The organism is Microbacterium sp. NPDC028030 (assembly GCF_040637855.1).
Classification (GTDB): domain Bacteria; phylum Actinomycetota; class Actinomycetes; order Actinomycetales; family Microbacteriaceae; genus Microbacterium.
In genome coordinates, this window is the sequence record NZ_JBEZXF010000004.1 from 33,625 (window position 1) to 53,672 (window position 20,048).

Below are 20,048 nucleotides of genomic sequence, written 5' to 3' on the forward strand. Positions count from 1 at the left end.
TCGGGAAGGTCTGCGGCCCGGACCGGGCACGAGAACCGAGGGTAGTCGGCCGACGGGCGGCTGACAAAACGGATGACGTCGACGGTCGGGGTCAGAGACTCCCGACCCAGTTGCGCAGCAGTTGGATGCCCGCTTCACCCGACTTCTCCGGGTGGAACTGCGTCGCCGACAACGGCCCGTTCTCGACGGCTGCGAGGAACGGATCGCCGTACGTCGTCCAGGTGAGGACAGGCTCGGGGAACGGGGGGATGACGTCGAGCTCCCAGGACTGCGCCGCGTAGGAGTGCACGAAGTAGAAGCGCTCCTCCTCGAGTCCGCGGAACAGGACGCTGTCGGCTCCGGGCGCGACCGTGTTCCACCCCATGTGGGGAAGCACCGGCGCATTGAGCTCGGTGACGGCTCCCGGCCACTCCCCCAAGCCCTCCGTGTCGTGCCCTCGCTCGACGCCGTGCGCGAAGAGGACCTGCATGCCGACGCAGATGCCCATCACCGGGCGGCCTCCGGCCAGCCGACGGTCGATGATCTCGTCGCCGCCGTGCGCATGCAGCGCATCGCGGACGGCTTGGAACGCACCGACGCCCGGAACCAGGAGTCCATCGGCCTCGAGCGCCGCCGTGCGATCGCGCGTCAGCACCGCATCCGCTCCGGCCGCGGCCAGCGCCTTGACCGCGGAGTGGACATTGCCCGACTCGTAGTCGAAGACCGCGACCCGGGGCGTCCTGCTCACAGTGCCCCCTTGGTGGAGGGTATGCCATCGACCAGCGGATCCAGAGCCTTGGCCTGGCGGAACGCCCGGGCGAAGGCCTTGTACTCCGCCTCGGCGATGTGATGCGGGTCGCGTCCGCCCAGCACGCGCACGTGCACCGTCAACGCCGCGTTGAACGTGATGGCCTCGAACGAGTGACGCACCAGCGACCCCGTGAAGTGCCCCCCGACCAGGTGGTGCTCGAACCCCGCGGGCTCGCCCGTGTGAACGAGGTACGGGCGTCCGGAGATGTCGACGACCGCCTGCGCGAGAGCCTCGTCCAGCGGCACGAGCGCGTCACCGTAGCGGGAGATCCCCGACTTGTCGCCGAGAGCCTCGAGGATCGCCTGTCCGAGCACGATGGAGACGTCTTCCACGGTGTGGTGCGCGTCGATGTCGGTGTCGCCCGAAGCGCGCACGGTGAGGTCGGTGAGCGAGTGCTTCGCGAAGGCCGTGAGCATGTGGTCGAAGAAGGGCACCGAGGTGTCGATGCGGCTCGCACCCGTGCCGTCGAGGTTCAGCTCGAGCTCGACGGTTGACTCCGACGTGCTGCGGACGCGGCTGGCGGTGCGCGGTGTCGTTCCGGGGGTGCTCATGATGCCGATCCTATCGAGGCGAGAGCGTCGAGGAACGCCGTGGTCTCGGCCTCGGTGCCCGCGCTCACCCTGAGGTGTCCGGGGATCCCGACATCGCGCACCAGCACACCGCGGTCGTACAGCTGCTGCCACGTCGAGTGCGGATCCGCCACCCCGCCGAACAGGACGAAGTTCGACCACGACTCGTGCGGGGTGTAGCCGAGCGCTTCGAGAGTCGCGGTGATCCGGTCGCGCTGCTCGACGATCTCCTCGACCATCCCGAGCATGACGTCGGCGTTGCGCAGTGCCGCGACGGCGGCCGCCTGCGTGAGCGCACTCAGGTGATACGGCAGGCGCACCAGGCGCAGTGCATCGATGAACGTGGGATCGGCCGCCAGATATCCGACACGGGCGCCGGCGAAGGCGAAGGCCTTGCTCATCGTGCGGGAGACCGCGAGGCGAGGACGCCCTTCGAGGAGCGTCAAGGCCGAGGGCGCGTCGTGCGGTGCGAACTCCTGGTACGCCTCATCCACGATCACGATCCCCCGGGCGGCCTCGTACACGGCCTCGACCACATCGAGTCCGAGCGGAGTGCCCGTGGGGTTGTTGGGCGTGCACAGGATGATCACGTCGGGGTCGGCGGCGCGCACCTGCTCCGCGGCTTCCTCGGGGGTGATCGTGTAGTCGGGCTGCCGCGTGCCTGCGATCCAACGGGCACCGGTGCCCTGCGTGATGAGCGGGTACATCGAGTAGGTGGGTGCGAAGCCGAACGCGGTGCGCCCCGGCCCTCCGAAGGCCTGGAGGATGTGCTGGAGCACCTCGTTCGAACCGTTCCCTGCCCAGATCTGGTCGGCGGAGAGGCCGTGCCCCAAATACTCGGCGAAGGCCTCGCGAAGTGCCGTGAACTCCCGGTCGGGGTACCGGTTGACCTCGTGGATCGCCACCGCGATGTCGTCGAGGATGTCGCTCGCGACGGCATCCGGGATCGGATGCGTGTTCTCGTTCACGTTCAACGCGATCGGGAGGGGCGCCTGCGGTGCACCGTAGGGCGTCAGACCGCGAAGATCATCACGAAGAGGAAGATCATTGAGGGAGAGGGTCACCCTCCCCATGTTAAGCGGCTGGTCGGGCGGATGACGAAACGTCGCCTCGTCTCCCGCGCCGCCTCAGTCCGCGTACTCCGCCGGGATCGCGAGCTCCTGCCCGACCTGGAGTCCACCGCTGCGCAGCAGGTTCATGCGGCTGATCTCGCCGATGACGTCACGGGGGTCGGAGTTCGGAGCGACGGCGGTGGCGATCGACCAGAGAGTGTCTCCCGGCATGACCGTCACGGTCTCGACCGCCGCGACGGCGGTGTCCGCACCGGAGGCGGCGGCGCTGCCTCCGCTGAGTGCCGCGAACGCGATGCCGGCGGCCAGAGGGAGGGAGGCGAGAGCGAGCAGCACGCCACGTCCACGCGCGGTCAGTCGGAGTCGCGTGGCCGGACGAGCCTGCGCCGGGATGATCGCTGCGGTGCTGAAGCTGATGCTGCTCATGTCGTGCTCCTTAGCCTGTCCCTCGGCCGGAGCCTCGGGGAAGTTGGCGTAGCGTTCGCATTCCCGACTCGGCCGGGAGCCGTGAATGCGAAGCTACGTACCGAAGATATCTTCGAGTTCGAACATCTGTCAAGTATTCTTCGAAACCACCTCCGCTTTTCGGGCGACACGCTCGAACAGATCTACCAGATCGCGCCGATTCTCGGATACGGTTTCGATAAGAACACCCCACCACGGGCCTCCGACATTCGAAGAGCGACGTCGGATCACCGCACTTAAGGAGCACCATGAGCGAGAACTCGGCCCCCGAGTCGGAGGCACCGCGGACGCGCCGTCGCAAGAGCCTGAGCCCGAAGCAGATGGCGATCCTCGAGGTCATCCAGAACTCCATCGCGCACCACGGCTACCCGCCGAGCATGCGCGAGATCGGAGACGCCGTCGGCCTCAAGTCCCTCTCGAGCGTGACGCACCAGCTGGGGCAGCTCGAGCTGAGCGGCTACCTGCGCCGCGACCCCGGCAAGACGCGGGCCATGGAGGTGCTGATCGATCTCCCCGGGGCGAGCGGTGAGAACCCGGCCGACGTGGCGACGCCGGTCGGAGACGCCGCCCTCGTCCCCCTGGTGGGCCGGATCGCGGCCGGCGTGCCGATCACGGCGGACCAGCAGGTCGAGGAGATCTTCCCCCTCCCGCGGCAGCTCGTCGGCAAAGGCGACCTGTTCATGCTCAAGGTGTCGGGCGAGTCGATGATCGATGCCGCCATCTGCGACGGCGACTGGGTGGTCGTCCGCTCGCAGAACAATGCGGAGAACGGCGAGATCGTCGCCGCCATGCTCGACGGCGAGGCCACGGTCAAGGTGCTCCGCCGCCGCGACGGCCACACCTGGCTCCTCCCCCGCAACTCCTCCTTCGAACCGATCCTCGGCGACGAATCGGTGGTGCTGGGCAAGGTCGTGGCGGTGCTCCGCGCCGTCTGACCCTTCACGCTTCACGACGAAGGCCCTCCCGGGATCCGGGAGGGCCTTCGAGCGGTACAGGCGGAATCAGGCCGTGACGTTCACGTCCTCACGCACACGACGGGTCGCCTCGACGATGTTGCGCAGAGACGCGGTGGTCTCGTCGTATCCACGGGTCTTCAGGCCGCAGTCCGGGTTCACCCAGAGCTGACGGGTCGGGATCTCCTCCACCGCCCGGCGCAGGAGCGACTCGACCTCCTCCACCGTGGGCACGCGCGGCGAGTGGATGTCGTACACGCCGGGCCCGATGCCGTGGTCGAAACCGACCTCCGCGATGTCGGCGACGACCTCCATCCTGCTGCGGGCCGCCTCGATCGAGGTCACGTCGGCATCCAGGGCGCGGATCGCATCGATCACGACGCCGAACTCGGAGTAGCACAGGTGCGTGTGCACCTGTGTGCCGGCCGCTGCGCCGCCCGTGGCGAGGCGGAAGGACGCCACCGACCAGTCGAGGTAGGCGGGCTGGTCGGCCTTCTTCAGCGGGAGGAGCTCGCGCAGTGCGGGTTCGTCGACCTGGATGATCGCGATACCGGCCTTCTCGAGGTCGGTGATCTCGTCACGCAGGGCGAGAGCCACCTGGTTCGCGGTCTCGCCGAGTGGCTGGTCGTCGCGCACGAACGACCACGCGAGGATCGTCACGGGCCCCGTGAGCATGCCCTTCATGTGCTTCGTCGTCAACGACTGCGCGTAGCTCGACCAGTCCACCGTGATCGGCGCGGGTCGCGACACGTCGCCCCAGAGGATCGACGGACGCGTGGCACGGGAGCCGTAGGACTGCACCCAGCCGTTCTCCGTGACCGCGAAGCCGTCGAGGTTCTCCGCGAAGTACTGGACCATGTCGTTGCGTTCCGGCTCGCCGTGCACCAGCACGTCGAGCCCGAGGTCCTCCTGCAGCGAGACCACGCTGGCGACCTCACGGCGCAGGAAGTCGTCATAGTCCTCTGCCGGGATCTCGCCGCGTGTGAAGCGGGCGCGCGCTCGACGGATGTCGCCGGTCTGGGGGAACGAGCCGATGGTCGTGAGCGGCAGGGCGGGAAGGTCGAGTGCTTCCTGTGCGATCTCCCGCTCCTCGTAGGAGACCCGCGAGAAGTCGGCATCGCCGAGCACACGCTGACGCACCGCTCCGTCACGCACACCGGGGGCGCCGAGACGGTCCGCGAGTGCTGCGGATGCCGCGTCGAGCTCCGCGGCGATCTCGCTCCGTCCCGCCACGAGACCGCGGGCGAGCACACCGACCTGCTCGACCTTCTGGTCCGCGAACGCCAGCCAGGAGACCAGTCGAGCGTCGAGCTGCGACTCGTCCGCGACATCGTGGGGCACGTGCAGCAGCGAGGTCGACGTGGCGGCCGCGACAGGCGCACCGAGCGCACGGAGGTCTTCGAGCGCGCCGAAGGCCTTCGCGAGGTCACCGCGCCAGATGTTGTGTCCGTCGACGACACCGCCGACGAGGGTCTTGCCCTCGAGCCCGGCTGCCGCGGCAGGAACACCCCCGCGCACGAGGTCGACCGCGATGGCCTCGATCGGCGCCGCCGCCAGCACGGGGAACACCGCTCCGAGCTCGGCGTACGGCGCGGCGACCAGGATCGACGGGCGATCGCTCGCACCGCCGAGCACGGCCAGAGCCCGCTCGGCCGCTTCCGACAGCTGCGCGACCCCCGCGGGGAGGGACTCGCTCACGAGCGCCGGCTCGTCGAGCTGCACCCACTCCGCACCTGCGGCCCGAAGCTTCGCGAGCAGCTCGACATACACCGGGAGCACATCCTCGAGGCGCGAGAGCGGGTCGAAGCCCTCCGGGGCATCGTCCGACGCCTTCGCGAGCGCGAGCAGCGTCACCGGACCGACGACCACCGGACGGGTCACGAAACCGGAGGCGACGCCCTCGGCGACCTCCCTGACCAGCCTGTCGCTGGAGAGCGAGAACACCGTCTCCGGACCGATCTCGGGCACCAGGTAGTGGTAGTTCGAGTCGAACCACTTGGTCATCTCGAGCGGCGCGCGCTCCCCCTCACCACGGGCGATCGTGAAGTACGCGGCGAGACCGACGGTGCCGTCTGCGGCGCGCAGACTCTCGAAGCGCGCAGGGATCGCGCCGACGGTCACGGCGGCGTCGAGGACCTGATCGTAGTACGAGAACGACTCCGGGATGGCCGAGTCGTCGCGTCCGAGCCCGAGCGCAGCGAGACGGTCGCGTGTCGCAGCGCGCAACTCGGAGGCGGTGCGCTCCAACTCCTGCTCGTCGATGCGACCCGCCCAGAACGCCTCGACGGCCTTCTTGAGCTCGCGGCGGCGGCCGATGCGGGGGTAGCCGAGGATGGTGCCCTCGGGGAATGCGGTCATGGTCTTTCCTTTCGGCGGGGCTCAGTGGCGCAGAGCCGGGAGGATGCCGGCTTCTGCGAGGACGGTGAGGACGGTCTCGTGCTGGTTGAACGCGTAGAGGTGCACGCCGGGCGCGCCGCCGGCAACGACGTCGCGGGCGAGCCGGGCGGCCCATTCGATCCCGATCTCGCGGCGGCCAGGCGCCGTCGGCTCGACGTCGAGCGCGATCGCGAGTTCGCTCGGGAGGTCTTCTCCGGTGAGCTCGAGCACGCGCTTCAGCCGGGCGGGCGAGGTGATCGGCATGATGCCGGGAAGGATCGGGATCGTGACCCCGGCGGCACGAGCGCGCTCGACGAACGCGAGGTAGTCGTCGGGGTGGAAGAAGAGCTGCGTGATCGCGAAGGTCGCACCCGCGGCCTGCTTGGCGAGGAGGGCCTCGACATCCTGCGTGCGGTGCGTCGCACGCGGATGCCCCTTGGGGAACGCGGCGACCGCGATGTTCACCTTGCGCCGCGGATCGACACGCGCCGCACGGGGGAAGCCCGGCACCGGGGACTCCTCGTAGGGAGCCCGCTCCGCCTGCACGCGGTCGATCAGCTGTACGAGCTGAGCCGCGCTCTCCAGGTCGCCGAGGTACCCCTCGGTCTGGCCGACGGGAGGGTCGCCGCGCAGCGCGAGGAAGCTGAGGATGCCGGCGTCCAGGAACTCGCGGATGAGCGTCGCCGCGCCCGCATAGGTGTTGCCGACGCAGGTCAGGTGCGCGAGCGGTTCGACATCCGTGTGCTCCCTGATGAAGCGCAGCACATCCAGCGAGCGTCCGCCCGTCGAGCCGCCGGCGCCGTAGGTGACGGACAGGAAGTCGGGTCCTGCTGCGGCGAGGCGCAGGACGGTCTCGTGCAGCGCCTCCTCGCTCGACTCCGAACGCGGAGGGTAGAGCTCGAAGGAGAAGGGCACTCGAGGGATGCCTGAGGTCTCAGTCTCGGAAGACATCTTCTCTCCTGGGGACAAGGCGGGCCGGGGACCGCGCACGACACAAGGGCGTCGTTCGCGGGCGGGTGCCGGGCTCGGCTGTCGCTCCACGCTCCGGGGCGAACCGGTGCGTTTCCAGAAACCTAGAACACGGCGGACGGTCCCTGCACGTGTGTGACGTCGTGTGTCATCGCCGCATAGGCTCGAGGCATGTCGTCCCCGTACGGTTCCTGGTCCTCGCCCTTCTCCGCCGCGTCCGTCGCGGCCTCCTCCCCTCGGATCGACGGTGCCCGCTTCGTCGGTTCCGAGATCTGGTGGGGCGAGTCCGTCCCGTCAGAGAAGGGAAGGGTCACGGTGCGCAGCTCGTCCGGCGCGGAGATCCTGCCCGCTCCGTGGAGCGCGCGATCCCGGGTGCATGAGTACGGAGGCGGCGCCTGGACCAGCGATGCCGTCGGCGGCCTGTACTTCGTGGATGCAGGTGACCAGCGCGTGTGGCGGCTCACGCCGGGGGCCGAGCCGGTTCCGCTCACGCCTCCCGGCCCCTCGCACGGCGGTCTGCGCCTTCAGGGCGGCCGCCTCCTCGCCGTGCGCGAAGACCTCTCGACGGAGCCGCACACCCGCGCGATCGTCGAGATCCCGGTCGACGGCTCGGCCGCCGAAGACGCCTCGGCGATCCGGGTGGTCTCCGAGGGCGACGGGTTCTTCGCCCACCCCGCGCTGTCCCCGGACGGCGAGCGGGTCGCCTGGGTGGCATGGGATCGCGGCCGCATGCCGTGGGAATCCGCCCGTGTGCGCGTCGCGGAACTCGCACGAGGAGAAGCCCGCACGATCGCCTCGCACGCGGCACTGCAGCCCGAATGGCGGACGGATGCGGAGCTCCTGTTCGCCGACGACCCGACCGGGCGCTGGGCCCTGCACCGTGTCACGATCGACGGGAACGGAGCGGCGGCGGATCCCGAACCGTTCGCGGCTGTCGACGCAGACACCGGCTACGGGCTCTGGGTCCTCGGGAACCGCTGGTACCAGCTGCTGGACGACGGACGCGTCGTCGCCGTCCGCACGAACGGCCGCGACGCGGTGGTCGTGATCGACCCCGATGGTGCGGCTCGCCCTCTCGATGTTCCCGCTGACGGCCACGTGAGCGTGGACGATGTCGACGGCACGCGCGTCCTCCTCTCCGGCAACGGCTCCGTCGTGGCGCCCGGGCTCTGGTGCGTCGACGTCGACTCGGGCGAGGTCGTCGCGGTGCGCGGCGGCGAGCCCGTCGAGCCGGACTGGATGCCCCGCGCCCTGCCGATCGAGGTCGAGGGACCGCACGGCACCGTGCATGCCTTCGCCTATCCACCCGCGAACCCGGGGGCGGAAGCGCCGGATGACGAGCTGCCCCCGTACGTCGTGCTGGTGCACGGCGGACCGACTGCGCACGTCACCGGCGCATCCTCGGCGGCCATCGCCTTCTACACGAGCCGCGGCATCGGGGTGCTCGACGTCAACTACGGCGGTTCGACCGGATACGGCCGCGACTACCGGGAGCGGTTGGACGGGCAGTGGGGCGTCGTCGACGTCGACGACGTGATCGCCGCCGCCCGCGGCCTCGCGGATGCGGGCCTCGCCGACGCGTCGCGCATCGCCATCCGCGGCGGCTCAGCCGGAGGCTGGACCGTGCTGTCCGCCCTCGTGCGCGGCGGGGCGTTCGCGGCCGGGATGAGCCGCTACGGCGTGGCAGACCTGCGGATGCTGGCGGCGGAGACCCACGACTTCGAAGCGTCGTACCTCGACGGCCTGGTCGGACCGCTGCCCTCGTACGAGCACGTGTACATCGAGAGGTCGCCGCTGACCCACGCCGACCGGATCGCCGTGCCGGTGCTCCTGCTGCAGGGCGGAGAAGACCGCGTGGTGCCGCCGACGCAGTCCGAGGCCATCCGCGACGCCCTGGTCGCCCGTGGCATCGATCACGAGTACGTGCTGTACCCGACCGAGGGTCACGGCTTCCGCAGCGCCGAGAACATCATCGATGCGCTCGAACGTGAGCTGACCTTCCTCGGACGGGTGTTCGGCTTCGAACCGCGCTTGTGACGCGCTCGACCTACTCCCCGACGCGGTTACGCAGGCGCATGGCGCGCTCGGCCTCGCGGGTGTCCTGACGCTCACGCAGGGTCTGCCGCTTGTCGTACTCGCGCTTGCCCTTCGCGAGGGCGATCTCGACCTTCGCGCGACCGTCGGAGAAGTAGAGCTTCATCGGGATGAGCGTGTATCCCCCCGCGGAGACGGCGTGAGCGATCTTCGCGATCTCCTCGCGGTGCAGCAGCAGCTTGCGGATGCGCTTGGCCGAGTGGTTCGTCCAGTGCCCCTGGGAGTACTCCGGGATGTGCACGGCGTCGAGGAAGACCTCGTTGCCCTTGACGAACGCGTACCCGTCACTGAGGTTCGCGCGGCCCTGGCGCAGCGACTTGACCTCGGTGCCGGTGAGCACCATCCCCGCCTCGTACGACTTCTCGATCGTGTAGTCGTGACGTGCGCGACGATTGGTCGCGACGACCTTCTCTCCGCGTTCCCTGGGCATGATGCTCTCCTGTTGCCGTGATGAGCTCGGCCGATCTCTCCGGTCGAGCAGCCTTTCAGGCTATCAGGTGCGGAGCCAGCGCCGGATCGCGAAGCCGGCGGACAGCGCGGCGAGCACGATGCCGATCCCGATCAGCACCGGTACGACGAGGACCGCATCCTGCATCGTCACCCAGGTCGTGATGAACGGGACCCGCCCTCTCAGGTAGCCGTCGACCCCGAAGTGCATGCCGGCCACGACCGCGGCGCTGGCGAGTGCCGATCCGAGGAACGCGGCGAACACGCCCTCGAGGACGAACGGCGTCTGGATGAAGCGGTTCGACGCGCCGACGAGCCGCATGATGCCGATCTCCTTGCGTCTCGCATACGCCGACAATCGGATGGTCGTGCCGATGAGCAGTGTCGCAGCGATGAGCATGAGCACCGCGATGCCGACGGCGATGTACGTCGCCACCGTGAGCGCCGAGAACAGGGGCTCGAGGTATTGCAGCTGGTCTTTGACCTGCTCGACACCCGCCTGCCCGCTGAAGGCCTCCGCGAGCACCTGCGACTGACCGGGGTCCTTCATCGTGACGAAGAACACCTCGAACGCCTGATCCGGGGTGAGCACGCTCGCCTGGTCCTCGCCGAGCTGGGCGACGAGCTTGGCGTACGTCTCCTCCTTCGTGTCGAAGGTCATGGAGCTGATGAGGGGCGCGAGGGCATCGCCTTCGAGCTGTGCGCGGACGGCGGCGACCTGTTCCTCGCTGGCCGCGCCGTCGATGCACGTGTCGGATTCGGACACCGATGAGCACATGTACACGGCGACCTGCGCGCGCTCCGCCCAGTAGCCGCGCATCACACCGATCTGCGCCTGCATCAGGATCGCCGCGCCGACGAACGTCAGCGACACGAAGGTGACGAGGATGACCGAGATCACCATCGAGATGTTGCGCCGGAGCCCGCCGAGGGCCTCGGTCAGGATGAGACCGAATCTCATGAGGTCGGGCCCACTTCCTCGTCGTCTTCGTCGGAGAGGCCGAGGCGGTCCGCGACCCCCAGTTCTGCGACGTCGACGGTCGGCAGCGTGATGGGGTGGGTGCGAGGCCGGATCACAGCCGGAGGGGTCGCCTCGGGCGGTTCCACGACGTTCGCGGGTGAGGCGCCGTCTGGCGCCGTCGGCTGCTCCGGCGGCTCGACGGTCTGCGCAGGAGCGGGAGTCGGCGCGGTGCCCGGGTCGTCGGTCTCGCGCTCACCGGCCGCGGCGGCCTTGCGCTGCAGACTGAGTTCCTCGGCGAGGGCGGCGCGGACGACCGAGAGATCGGCGGTCTGGCGCTGCACCTCCTGCACGGCGGTGAGGGCGGCTGCTGCAGCGGCCCCGCGCACCTCCTCCGGCACGAGCCGCGGGATGTTGGAGGTGTCTCCGTACCCGCCGTGCACCTCGTCGCGCACCATCTCGCCGTCGCGCAGCTCGATCACGCGACGCTGCATCTGGTCGACGAAGCCTGCCTCGTGGGTCGCCATCAACACCGTCGTCCCTCCCGCGTTGATGCGCGCGAGCAGCTGCATGATGTCGACGGAGGTCGCGGGGTCGAGGTTGCCGGTCGGCTCGTCGGCGAGGAGCACCTGCGGACGGTTCACCAGCGCGCGGGCGATCGCGACGCGCTGCTGCTCGCCGCCCGAGAGTTCGTGCGGCATGCGCTTCTGCTTGCCGTCGAGGCCCACGAGGGCGAGGGCCTCGGGCACCGCCTGCTGGATGAAGCCGCGAGAGGAACCGGTGACCTGCAGCGTGAAGGCGACGTTCTGGAAGACGGTCTTCGACGGGAGCAGCCGGAAGTCCTGGAACACCGAACCGATGTGGCGCCGGAAGTACGGCACCTTGCGGTTCGCCAGCGCGCGCAGGTCCCGCCCGAGCACGGCGACGCGACCCGACGTTGGCACGTCTTCACGCAGGATGAGGCGCAGACAGGAGGATTTGCCGGAGCCGGACGCTCCGACGAGGAAGACGAACTCCCCGCGCTGCACCTCGAAGTCGACGCCGGAGAGGGCGGGCTTCGACGTCCCGCGGTAGCGCTTCGTGACGTTCTCGAACCGAATCATGGCGCTTCGAGCCTAAGCGCGGCCCTCCGGCTGACCGCGAGCGACACCCCGCACGGCTCGTCCGCGTCGAGGATTCCGCCGCGCGTGATCGTCGACGCGCGGCCCCTGCCGCGTCACATCCCACTGCTATACATGAAGGTGCGGGCGCTCCAGTGTGCGGCCGGACATCTTCGACGGGGGAATCATGACCACGACACCTGCAGGTTGGTACGACGACGGCTCCGGACGCCAGCGGTGGTGGGACGGCCAGCAGTGGACCGAGCACTTCGCACCGGACGCCGCAGCGCCCGCCGACCAGACGTCAGCGGCCGCGCCGGAGACGCCGACCGTCGAAGACACCGTGATCCGTCCTTCCGAGGAGTCCGCGACCGCAGCGACCACCCCGCTCGGAGACGACTTCGGCGCGTACGCGCCCCCCGCGGCCTCGCCAACGGACCCTGCAGCTCAGCCCCAGGGCGTCGCCCCGGGTTACCCCGGCGCCTACACGGGGGCTGCCAACGGCTACCCGGGCACTGCGCCGGCCGGACCGACCGGGCCTGACGCCCCGGTGAAGGTCTCGGTCCTGGGACTCGTCGGGCTCGGGCTCGCCGCGCTCGGAACGATCCTGGTGTTCATCCCCGTGATCGGCGTCGTCGGTTTCTTCCTTCTCGCCGCCGGCTTCATCGTCTCCCTGATCTCGCTGTTCCTCAAGGGCAAGAAGTGGCCCGGGATCACCGGGCTCGCCCTCTCGGTCGTCGGCACGATCATCGGCGTCATCGTGTCGTTCGTGTTCCTCTTCGCCGTGGCGCAGGGCGTGAGCAACGAGATCGACGACCTTCCCAGCTCCTCGCCCTCCGTCGAGGCCACCGAGCCGAGCGACACGGGCGACGCCGACGGCACCGACCAGGGCGTGCGCCCGACCTCGGCCGAGGTGGCCGTCGGCCTGGCGGCGATCCTTGCCGCCGAAGACACCGACATCTACACCGAGGAGCAGATCACCTGCCTCGCCGACCTCCTCGTCGCATCCGAGCTCGACAACGATGCTCTGCGCGCGATCGCCGAGAGCGATGGAACCCTCACGGACGTCGATGCCGCATACGGGTTCGCCGAGGTCCTCGGAGACACCGAGGCACTCACGGCGTGCTTCGTCCCCTGATCCGACACTCGAGCAGGACGAGCGCATGACCACACCCGCCGGATGGTACGACGACGGCTCAGGCAGTCTGCGCTGGTGGGACGGCACCCGGTGGACCGCGCACGTGCGGACTGCGGTGCCTCCGGCAGCGCCCGGAACCGCGCCGTCCGACTCGACCGTTTCCCCGGCAGCGTCGCCCCCGGCGGACGGCTTCGCGCCGCCGTACACGCTGCCGTCGCGGTCGACCGACGCTCCGGGCACCATGCCCGGCGCCGGCGTCCATGGCTACCCACCGGCGGCAGGCTCACCGGTCGTCCCCGGGAGCGCATCGCCCACGCCGCAGCCCGCCGCCGGGGTGTCGGTGCTCGGCGTGATCGGTCTGGCCGTCGTGGTGGTCGGCGTCGTGTGCGCGTGCATCCCCGTGATCGCCGTGGTCGGCTGGGCGATCCTGGTCGTCGGGATCGTGCTCTCGATCGTGTCTCTGTTCCTGCGCGGGCGGAAGTGGCCGGGGATCACGGGGCTCGTGATCGGCGCCGTCGGCGCGATGCTCGCCGTCGCGGTGTCGCTCATCACGCTGGTGGTGGCCGCTCCCCCCGTGCCGACGGACGACACCCCTCCGCTCACGGCTCCGAGCGAGCGCCCTGAGGCCGATGCCCCACAGGATCCCGAGTCGATCGAGGGCGCGGAGATGGTGCCCTTCGCGGAGCTCGAGGTGGGTGACTGTCTCCCCTTCGTCGAGTACGAGGACGTGGAGCAGATCTATGAGCTGCCGGTCGTCTCCTGTGATCGCCCGCACACCGACGAGGTCTACTTCATCTTCGAGGTGGAGGACGGCGCGTTCCCGGGCGACGATGCCCTCGGCGAGACCGCGTGGGACGGGTGCCTCGCGCAGTTCGACGATTACGTCGGCATCCCCTACGACGATTCGACGATCGACTTCTACACGTATCAGCCCACGAAGGGGTCCTGGACGCGCGCTGACGACCGCACCGTGCAGTGCATCCTCTTCAGCTACGACGACGTCACCGGCACTCTCCGGAACGCCGGCTACTGAGCGACGTCCGCAGACACGGAACGGGCCCCTGATCGATCAGGGGCCCGTCTCGTGCGATCAGTCGTCGTCGTCCCTGCGCTTGCGCCAGCGGATGCCGGCCGAGATGAAGTCGTCGAGGTCGCCGTCGAACACAGCGGCGGGGTTTCCCGACTCCTGGCCCGTTCGGAGATCCTTCACGAGTTGCTGGCCGTAGAGGAAGTACGAGCGCATCTGGTCGCCCCAGCTCGCGGTGATGTTCCCCGCCAGCTCCTTCTTCTTCGCGGCCTCCTGCTCCTTCTGCAGCAGCAGGAGACGGGTCTGCAGCACGCGCATCGCGGCGGCGCGGTTCTGGATCTGCGACTTCTCGTTCTGCATCGACACGACGATGCCGGTCGGGAGGTGCGTGAGGCGGACGGCGGAGTCTGTCGTGTTGACGGACTGCCCGCCGGGGCCGGAGGAGCGGAAGACGTCGACGCGGATGTCGCTCTCGGGGATGTCGACCTCGGTCGCCTCCTCCATGAGCGGGATCACCTCGACGGCGGCGAACGACGTCTGCCTCTTGTCGGCCGACCCGAACGGGCTGATGCGGGCGAGGCGGTGCGTGCCCGCCTCGACCGAGATCGTGCCGAACGCATAGGGGGCGTCGATCTCGAAGGTCGCTGACTTGATCCCCGCGCCTTCCGCGTAGGACGTGTCCATGACCTTGACCGGATACTTGTGCCGCTCCGCCCAGCGCAGGTACATCCGCATGAGCATCTCGGCGAAGTCGGTGGCGTCGTCGCCGCCCGCGCCGGAGCGGATCGTGATGATCGCGCTCCGCTCGTCGTATTCGCCGTCGAGGAGGGTCTGCACCTCGAGCTGGTTGATCTGGTCGGTCAGCGCGGCGAGCTCGGTGCGCGCCTCCTGAGCGGACTCCTCGTCACCCATCTCGTTGGCGAGGCCGACGAGGACTTCGAGGTCGTCGAGACGCTGAGCGATGCCGGTGATGCGGGCGAGCTCGGACTGACGGTGGCTGAGCGCGCTGGTCACCTTCTGCGCGTTCTCGGTGTCGTCCCAGAGGTCGGGGGCACCGGCCTCCTCACTGAGACGCGCGATGTCGTCGCGGAGACGGGAGACATCGACGACCTCGCTGATGTCGCCGAAGGTGTGCCTGAGCGCCTGGATTTCGGCGGAGAGATCTAGTTCGAGCATGACACCTCAGCCTAACGTGCCGCCTGCCTACGCGGGGACCCGTCGTCCGGGACTCGTGATCAGCGGGAGTAGCGTGAAGGTGTGAGCAGTGCATCGACGGTCCTCCGGCAGTTCGGACCCATGGTGTACCTGCCGACGATCCTCTTCGCACTCGGCGAGGGCGCCGTCATCCCCCTCATCCCCGTCATCGCCGCATCCATGGGCGCCGACGTGGCGTTCGCCGCGCTCGTGGCGTCAGCGCTCGTCATCGGCCAGCTGTGCGGCAACCTGCCGGCCGGATGGGCGGTGGGCAGGATCGGCGAACGGCTCACGATGGTGATCGCCGGTGTGGTCGCGATCGTCGCCGGCGTCGGGATGGTGTTCGCGCCGTCGCTCGCGGTGCTGGCGGCCGCGGTCTTCCTCCTCGGAATATGCGCGGCGGCTTTCGGACTCGCACGGCACGCTTTCATGACCACCCGGGTGCCGGTCGCATTCCGGGCGCGCTCGCTCTCGCTGCTCGGCGGGAGCTTCCGGCTCGGCATCTTCATCGGGCCTTTCGTCGCCGCGGGACTCCTGCAGCTCTTCGGCAGCGAGAATGCGGCGATCTGGTTCTTCCTGGGTTGCCTCGTGGTCATGGTCGTGCTGGTCCTGTTCGGTCCCGACCCGGAGAAGACGATCCCCCCTGTCGCGTCGACCACCCACGAGCGCTACCTGGAGGACTCGGGCGAGGCCGTCAGCGGGTCGATCCCCACGGTCGAACGCGTCGGGATCTTCCAGACCATGTGGCGCCAGCGCGCGGTGCTGGGGCGCCTCGGACTCGCCGCCGCGTCGCTGTCCGCCGTCCGCTCTGCGCGGCAGGTGGTGCTTCCGCTGTGGGGACTGTCACTGGGGTTGGACGCCTCGACCATCGCCCTCGTCGTCGGCGTCTCCGGCGCCATCGACTTCGCCCTCTTCTATGCGAGCGGCCAGGTGATGGACCGTTTCGGCAGGCTCTGGGCGGCGATGCCCGCGATGGTGCTCATGGGCGCAGGATTCCTCGCCCTGTCGCTCACACACGATCTCGACGCCGCGGTGCTGTGGTTCGGCATGTTCGCCGCGGTCCTGGGCGTGGGGAATGGCCTCTCCAGCGGGATCCTCCTGACGCTCGGCGCGGACGTCGCCCCGAAGCGTGAACCCGCGGCGTTCCTCGGATCGTGGCGGACCCTGACGGATGCCGGCGGTGCTGTCGCTCCCCTCCTCGTGTCGGCGATCACCGCGATCGCCGCACTCCCCTTCGCCGCTGCGGCGATGGGCGTGATCGGGCTCGTCGGCGCAGCGGGATTCCTGCGATGGATCCCGCGGTTCGTCCCGCGGCAGCGGCCGGACGACGCCCCGGTTGCGGAGGAGTCCCCCTGACGCGCAGCGCGCGAGCGACACCCATCGACTGATCGCGCGTCACCGCAGCACGGTGCGACTCGTCGCCGTGGACTCGAGGTACACCCCGTCCGGGACGAACGAGGAGAGCAGCGGTGGATGCCACTCCACGGCGACCGTGACGCGTGCCGAGACCCCGTCCGGCGTGCGCGCCGTCACGAGGGCGGCCTCCCCCGGGACCTCGTCCAGGAGCGCGGATGCCTGTTCCTCGACACCGTCGTCCGTGAGCTGCGCCCTGGCGTGATCGGCGCCGTCCACCACGACCGTGAAGCCGTCGGCTCCGGCGAGCGCGGCGGCGTCGGCGAGCGCATCCAACCGCTTCTGCTCGATGTAGAGGTCGGTCGCGCAGACGCAGACGAAGATCACCGCCAGGGCGAGCACGACATACCCGAGTGTCAACAGCATCACGCTCCCCTCGTCATGCGCGGCACCCCGCGGAAGGCAGGTCCTGCTCGCCCTCATCGCGCACCCCACAGCCGCGACACCTTCTGCACCGCCTCGGCGTGAACAGGCACGGCAGCCGAACGCGCGAGCCCGAACAGGTCGGGTACGAGAGGAAGTCGCACCCGCGTGTCGACCTCCACGGTCAACACCGCTCCTGGTGACGGGCACGCGACGCCCGCGGGAGTGCACGAGAACGACAGGTCGACCGCATCGGGGTCGAGACCGTACTCGTCGACGACTCCCGCGAGCACCGAGTCGCCATACGCGGCGGCTGCAGCCGCGTCCGGAGCCTGCGCGACCGCGCGCGCCACATGCCGCGCGGCCGCTTCCGCTCCCAGCGTCTGCTCCTGGATGGTCCCCAGCGCGATGACGAGATAGATCAGCGGCACCAGGAGGATCACACCGACCGCGATGAACTCGAGTGCGGCCGACCCGTCGTCATCCATCCCCGAACGCCTCGACGGGTGCATGCGCCTCCACCTCCATCGCGAACGGGATCCCGATCAGGCCGATCAACGGAAACGTCGAGCGCACTTGCACATCGACCGTCGCCTGCCGCTCGGGGCCGGAGGTGGCGATGCGGATGTCCTCCGCATAGCTCGCACCGACAGCACGCGTGATCACGTCTCTCGTGCGCTCGACCCCTTCTTCTTCGCTGGTGTCAGCGAGCGCCGCGTGATACGCCCCTTCCGCTGCGGCGTCGTGCACGACGTTGCGCACGTACACCGCGAGGGCGAGTTGAAGGACCGCGAGCGTCAACGCCGTGAGGAGCGTTCCGACCAGGAGGAACTCCACCGCGCTGGAACCGCGATCGTCGACGAAACGGCGCTCCCTGCGCACCTCAGAGCCCCGAGACCCGCTGGATCGCCTGCTCGAACAGCGAGGTCAGCGCAGGGCCCGCGACGGCCCAGATCAGCACCACCAGCCCCGCTGTCATGAGTGTGACGAGCACCCAGCCCGGAACGTCCCCGTCCTCGTCGTGGAACAGAGCGCGAAGGCGCGCGGCCGCCAGGGATCGAAGGGTCTTCCAGGTGGCAAGAGATCGTGATGTCATGGTCGTCCTTTCGTGGGGTTCAGCCGATGCCGAGCCGGAGGATGAACAGTCCCGGGTACACGGCGAACAGCACCGACAACGGGAGGATGAGGAAGACGAGCGGGAGGAGCGTGCCGCTTCCGTTGGCTTGCGTTCTGCGGTGTCGGCGGGCAGGAACATCGACGGGTCGAGCACTCCGTGAATGGTGATCGCCTGGGGTCGTCCCTGCACGATGTCCGACACGATCACCCGCACGTCGAGCAGTTCCACGACCTCACGTCGCATCGCCGCTGACGCGTTCTCCAGACGGCCACGGGCACGCTCCGCGAGCGCCGCCACATCCGTGATTCGCTGGGCCTGTTCGCCCCGCACGGCCCGCATCGAGGCAAGCCCCTCCAGTCGCTCCCGGACGTCCGCAAGCTCGCTGCGAAGGCGCTCCATCGTCTGCCGGTGCTCCTCGGGGTCATCGGCCATGAGGTACAGATCCTTCGCGCGGCCCATCGCCCGCTCCAAGGTCGCCTCCTGCTTGCGCAGGGCCGCAATCATCGGAGCCTCGTCGGTCAGGTCGGCGGAGTCGTCCAGTTCGAGCCACTGCCGCGCCAGACGCTCCAGACGCTCAGGGTCGGCCAGCATCGCCGCGATCTCCGCCCATACGGGCTCGTCGATCGCTGGTCCCTTGATCTGCGGGCACGAGCAGCGCGGCTGCTCCTTCGACCGATACCGCCGCCCCGAGCACACGTAGTACGGGTTCGGACGAGACTTCGTGGTCACGCCGTCGTAGTGCTTGTCCATGTCGCACGGGCCGAACAGACGACCGGTGAGCATCTGCCGCTGGGGTGCTGAGGGCGTGATCGATGCCTTGCGGTTGACCGCCCGCTGTAGGGCCAGCCACTCCTGCCGGGTGAAAACCGGGTCACCGAGTGGCACCTTCACGGTGTCGCCGTACTTCGGGGTCCCGTCGCGGTTCATCTTGGTGACCTTGCGGTGAGGTCGATAGTTGCCAGTGGTGGCCGAACCCCACTCCGTCTCGCCCGTCCACAGCGAGGGGTTCGTGGCGGTCTGGCGGACGGTCTGGTACTGCCACTGCGCCGCCTGGCGCGGGTGCATCCCCATCTGGTTGAGCCGCTCGGCAACCTCAGCAGTCGACAGCCGCTCCTTGACGAACAGGCGGTGTATAGCGCGCAGCACCTCGCGTTCGCGCTCGTCCGGTACGGGACGCGCTTCCCGCTTGAGCCCTTCGAGCTTCCAACCGAACGGCGGCTTCGAACCCGCCCAGCCGCCAGCGCGCCCCTTGGCTCGCTGACCTGCGGCAGTGCGCGCGACGATGGTGTCACGTTCCATCTCCGCGAACCCCGCCATGACAGTCCGCATCATCTTGCCCTGCGGAGTACTCATGTCGATCTGCTCTTTGACCAGCACCAGGTCGACGCCCATCTCGGCGAAGCGGTCGGTCTCCCGGATCGCGTCACCTGCCTTGCGGGCGAATCGGTCGAGCTTGGACACCACGATCGCGTCGATCTTGCCGTCGCGAGCATCCTGGAGCATCTGCCGCCACTGCGGACGGTTCGCGTCCGTGCCCGACAGGCCCTCGTCGACGTAGGCCCCGACGAGTTCCCAGCCCCGGACCCTGATCGCTGCTTCGCAGATCTCGCGCTGCTCCGGGAGCGACGTGTTGTCGATCTGGAGGTCGGTGCTGACCCGAGCGTAGTAGGCGGCGCGCTTAGCGGTCATGGCGGAGCCTTTCGAGGTCGTTCGCGTCGTGGGTGATCGAGAGTGCCTGAGCGAGCGGGATCTCGTCGTCCAGGGTGAGGTCGGGGTCATGTAGTTCCGCCGCCCGGGACAGGTGCATCCGGAGCTCTCGGAGGTTCCGGATCGTCTGGCCGGGGTCCACGGGTCCTTGGGAGACCATCGTGGCCACGATGAACTCGTCCAGGGTTAGGCGCTCAGGCATCGCCACGGCGTGCCTCCTTTCGGCTGTTGCGCTTCCGCGCGGCTTCACAGTCCTTGCACTTCGATCGAAGCCACGGCCGGTCCGACCGGACCCGAG

General features: G+C 69.2%; 19 protein-coding genes and 1 pseudogene. 5 read left to right on the forward strand and 15 right to left on the reverse strand.

All coding sequences use genetic code 11. From position 1 onward, the window contains the following. Positions 1-91: 91 nt before the first annotated feature. From hisH to AB0E56_RS18255, 4 genes are read right to left on the reverse strand one after another with little or no spacing between them, the layout of a single operon-like run. Positions 92-727 carry an imidazole glycerol phosphate synthase subunit HisH gene (gene hisH / locus AB0E56_RS18240; protein WP_359801345.1) on the reverse strand — a complete coding sequence of 212 codons (636 nt, stop codon included), beginning with the start codon at positions 725-727 and terminating at the stop codon, positions 92-94. Beyond that, complete coding sequence (gene hisB / locus AB0E56_RS18245; RefSeq protein WP_359801348.1) at positions 724-1,341, reverse strand: imidazoleglycerol-phosphate dehydratase HisB; 618 nt, start codon at positions 1,339-1,341, stop codon at positions 724-726. Before hisB ends, hisH begins: the two co-directional genes overlap by 4 nt. Continuing rightward, entirely contained in the window at positions 1,338-2,432 is a 1,095-nt protein-coding gene (locus AB0E56_RS18250) for a histidinol-phosphate transaminase (protein WP_359801350.1), read from the reverse strand. The genes hisB and AB0E56_RS18250 overlap by 4 nt, the downstream gene beginning before the upstream one ends. A 54-nt stretch (positions 2,433-2,486) precedes the next feature. Further along, complete coding sequence (locus tag AB0E56_RS18255; RefSeq protein ID WP_359801352.1) at positions 2,487-2,855, reverse strand: LysM peptidoglycan-binding domain-containing protein; 369 nt, start codon at positions 2,853-2,855, stop codon at positions 2,487-2,489. A gap of 287 nt (positions 2,856-3,142) precedes the next feature. On the opposite strand from AB0E56_RS18255, the gene lexA reads away from it, so the two are divergent. Next, positions 3,143-3,829, forward strand: a complete 687-nt coding sequence (lexA, locus tag AB0E56_RS18260; RefSeq protein ID WP_029262496.1) for a transcriptional repressor LexA — start codon at positions 3,143-3,145, stop codon at positions 3,827-3,829. 66 nt (positions 3,830-3,895) lie between these two features. Here lexA and metE read toward each other — a convergent pair whose 3' ends face one another. After that, positions 3,896-6,205 (reverse strand): 5-methyltetrahydropteroyltriglutamate--homocysteine S-methyltransferase, encoded by a 2,310-nt coding sequence (gene metE / locus AB0E56_RS18265; RefSeq protein WP_359801354.1) that lies wholly within the window; start codon positions 6,203-6,205, stop codon positions 3,896-3,898. Positions 6,206-6,226: 21 nt separating this feature from the next. Then, positions 6,227-7,174: a methylenetetrahydrofolate reductase gene (locus AB0E56_RS18270; protein ID WP_359801356.1), complete on the reverse strand. Its 948-nt coding sequence runs from the start codon at positions 7,172-7,174 to the stop codon at positions 6,227-6,229. A 189-nt stretch (positions 7,175-7,363) separates the two neighbouring features. Here AB0E56_RS18270 and AB0E56_RS18275 point away from each other — a divergent pair, with 189 nt between their 5' ends. After that, positions 7,364-9,229 (forward strand): prolyl oligopeptidase family serine peptidase, encoded by a 1,866-nt coding sequence (locus AB0E56_RS18275; protein ID WP_359801357.1) that lies wholly within the window; start codon positions 7,364-7,366, stop codon positions 9,227-9,229. A 10-nt stretch (positions 9,230-9,239) separates the two neighbouring features. On the opposite strand, the gene smpB is transcribed toward AB0E56_RS18275, so the two are convergent. The 3 genes from smpB to ftsE all read right to left on the reverse strand — a co-directional run bounded on the left by smpB (position 9,240) and on the right by ftsE (position 11,794). After that, complete coding sequence (gene smpB / locus AB0E56_RS18280; protein ID WP_183150427.1) at positions 9,240-9,716, reverse strand: SsrA-binding protein SmpB; 477 nt, start codon at positions 9,714-9,716, stop codon at positions 9,240-9,242. Positions 9,717-9,779: 63 nt separating this feature from the next. Beyond that, complete coding sequence (gene ftsX / locus AB0E56_RS18285; protein WP_359801359.1) at positions 9,780-10,694, reverse strand: permease-like cell division protein FtsX; 915 nt, start codon at positions 10,692-10,694, stop codon at positions 9,780-9,782. Continuing rightward, entirely contained in the window at positions 10,691-11,794 is a 1,104-nt protein-coding gene (ftsE, locus tag AB0E56_RS18290; protein WP_359801361.1) for a cell division ATP-binding protein FtsE, read from the reverse strand. Before ftsE ends, ftsX begins: the two co-directional genes overlap by 4 nt. Positions 11,795-11,978: 184 nt before the next feature. Here ftsE and AB0E56_RS18295 point away from each other — a divergent pair, with 184 nt between their 5' ends. After that, on the forward strand, positions 11,979-12,929 hold the full coding sequence (locus tag AB0E56_RS18295; RefSeq protein ID WP_359801363.1) for a DUF2510 domain-containing protein: 951 nt from the start codon (positions 11,979-11,981) through the stop codon (positions 12,927-12,929). Between the two features lie 25 nt (positions 12,930-12,954). Next, positions 12,955-13,962, forward strand: coding sequence for a DUF2510 domain-containing protein (locus AB0E56_RS18300; RefSeq protein WP_359801365.1), 1,008 nt, complete (start codon positions 12,955-12,957; stop codon positions 13,960-13,962). 57 nt (positions 13,963-14,019) lie between these two features. Here the strand turns inward: AB0E56_RS18300 and prfB are convergent, their stop codons facing one another. Continuing rightward, positions 14,020-15,132, reverse strand: a complete 1,113-nt coding sequence (prfB, locus tag AB0E56_RS18305) for a peptide chain release factor 2 (RefSeq protein ID WP_359801366.1) — start codon at positions 15,130-15,132, stop codon at positions 14,020-14,022. Positions 15,133-15,252: 120 nt separating this feature from the next. Here prfB and AB0E56_RS18310 point away from each other — a divergent pair, with 120 nt between their 5' ends. Continuing rightward, positions 15,253-16,506, forward strand: coding sequence for an MFS transporter (locus tag AB0E56_RS18310; RefSeq protein ID WP_359801536.1), 1,254 nt, complete (start codon positions 15,253-15,255; stop codon positions 16,504-16,506). 39 nt (positions 16,507-16,545) lie between these two features. Here the strand turns inward: AB0E56_RS18310 and AB0E56_RS18315 are convergent, their stop codons facing one another. From AB0E56_RS18315 to AB0E56_RS18335, 5 genes and pseudogenes are all read right to left on the reverse strand, one after another. Beyond that, positions 16,546-16,929: a hypothetical protein gene (locus AB0E56_RS18315; protein ID WP_359801368.1), complete on the reverse strand. Its 384-nt coding sequence runs from the start codon at positions 16,927-16,929 to the stop codon at positions 16,546-16,548. A gap of 53 nt (positions 16,930-16,982) precedes the next feature. Beyond that, positions 16,983-17,414 (reverse strand): TadE family protein, encoded by a 432-nt coding sequence (locus AB0E56_RS18320; protein ID WP_359801369.1) that lies wholly within the window; start codon positions 17,412-17,414, stop codon positions 16,983-16,985. Next, a complete protein-coding gene (locus tag AB0E56_RS18325) occupies positions 17,407-17,808 on the reverse strand; it encodes a TadE/TadG family type IV pilus assembly protein (protein WP_359801371.1) in 402 nt (133 codons plus the stop codon). The genes AB0E56_RS18320 and AB0E56_RS18325 overlap by 8 nt, the downstream gene beginning before the upstream one ends. A gap of 844 nt (positions 17,809-18,652) precedes the next feature. Continuing rightward, positions 18,653-19,822, reverse strand: a pseudogene (locus tag AB0E56_RS18330) (recombinase family protein); the annotation flags it as partial. Continuing rightward, positions 19,722-19,952: a hypothetical protein gene (locus AB0E56_RS18335; RefSeq protein WP_359801372.1), complete on the reverse strand. Its 231-nt coding sequence runs from the start codon at positions 19,950-19,952 to the stop codon at positions 19,722-19,724. The gene AB0E56_RS18335 and the pseudogene AB0E56_RS18330, both read right to left, overlap by 101 nt. Between the last annotated feature and the right edge of the window lie 96 nt (positions 19,953-20,048).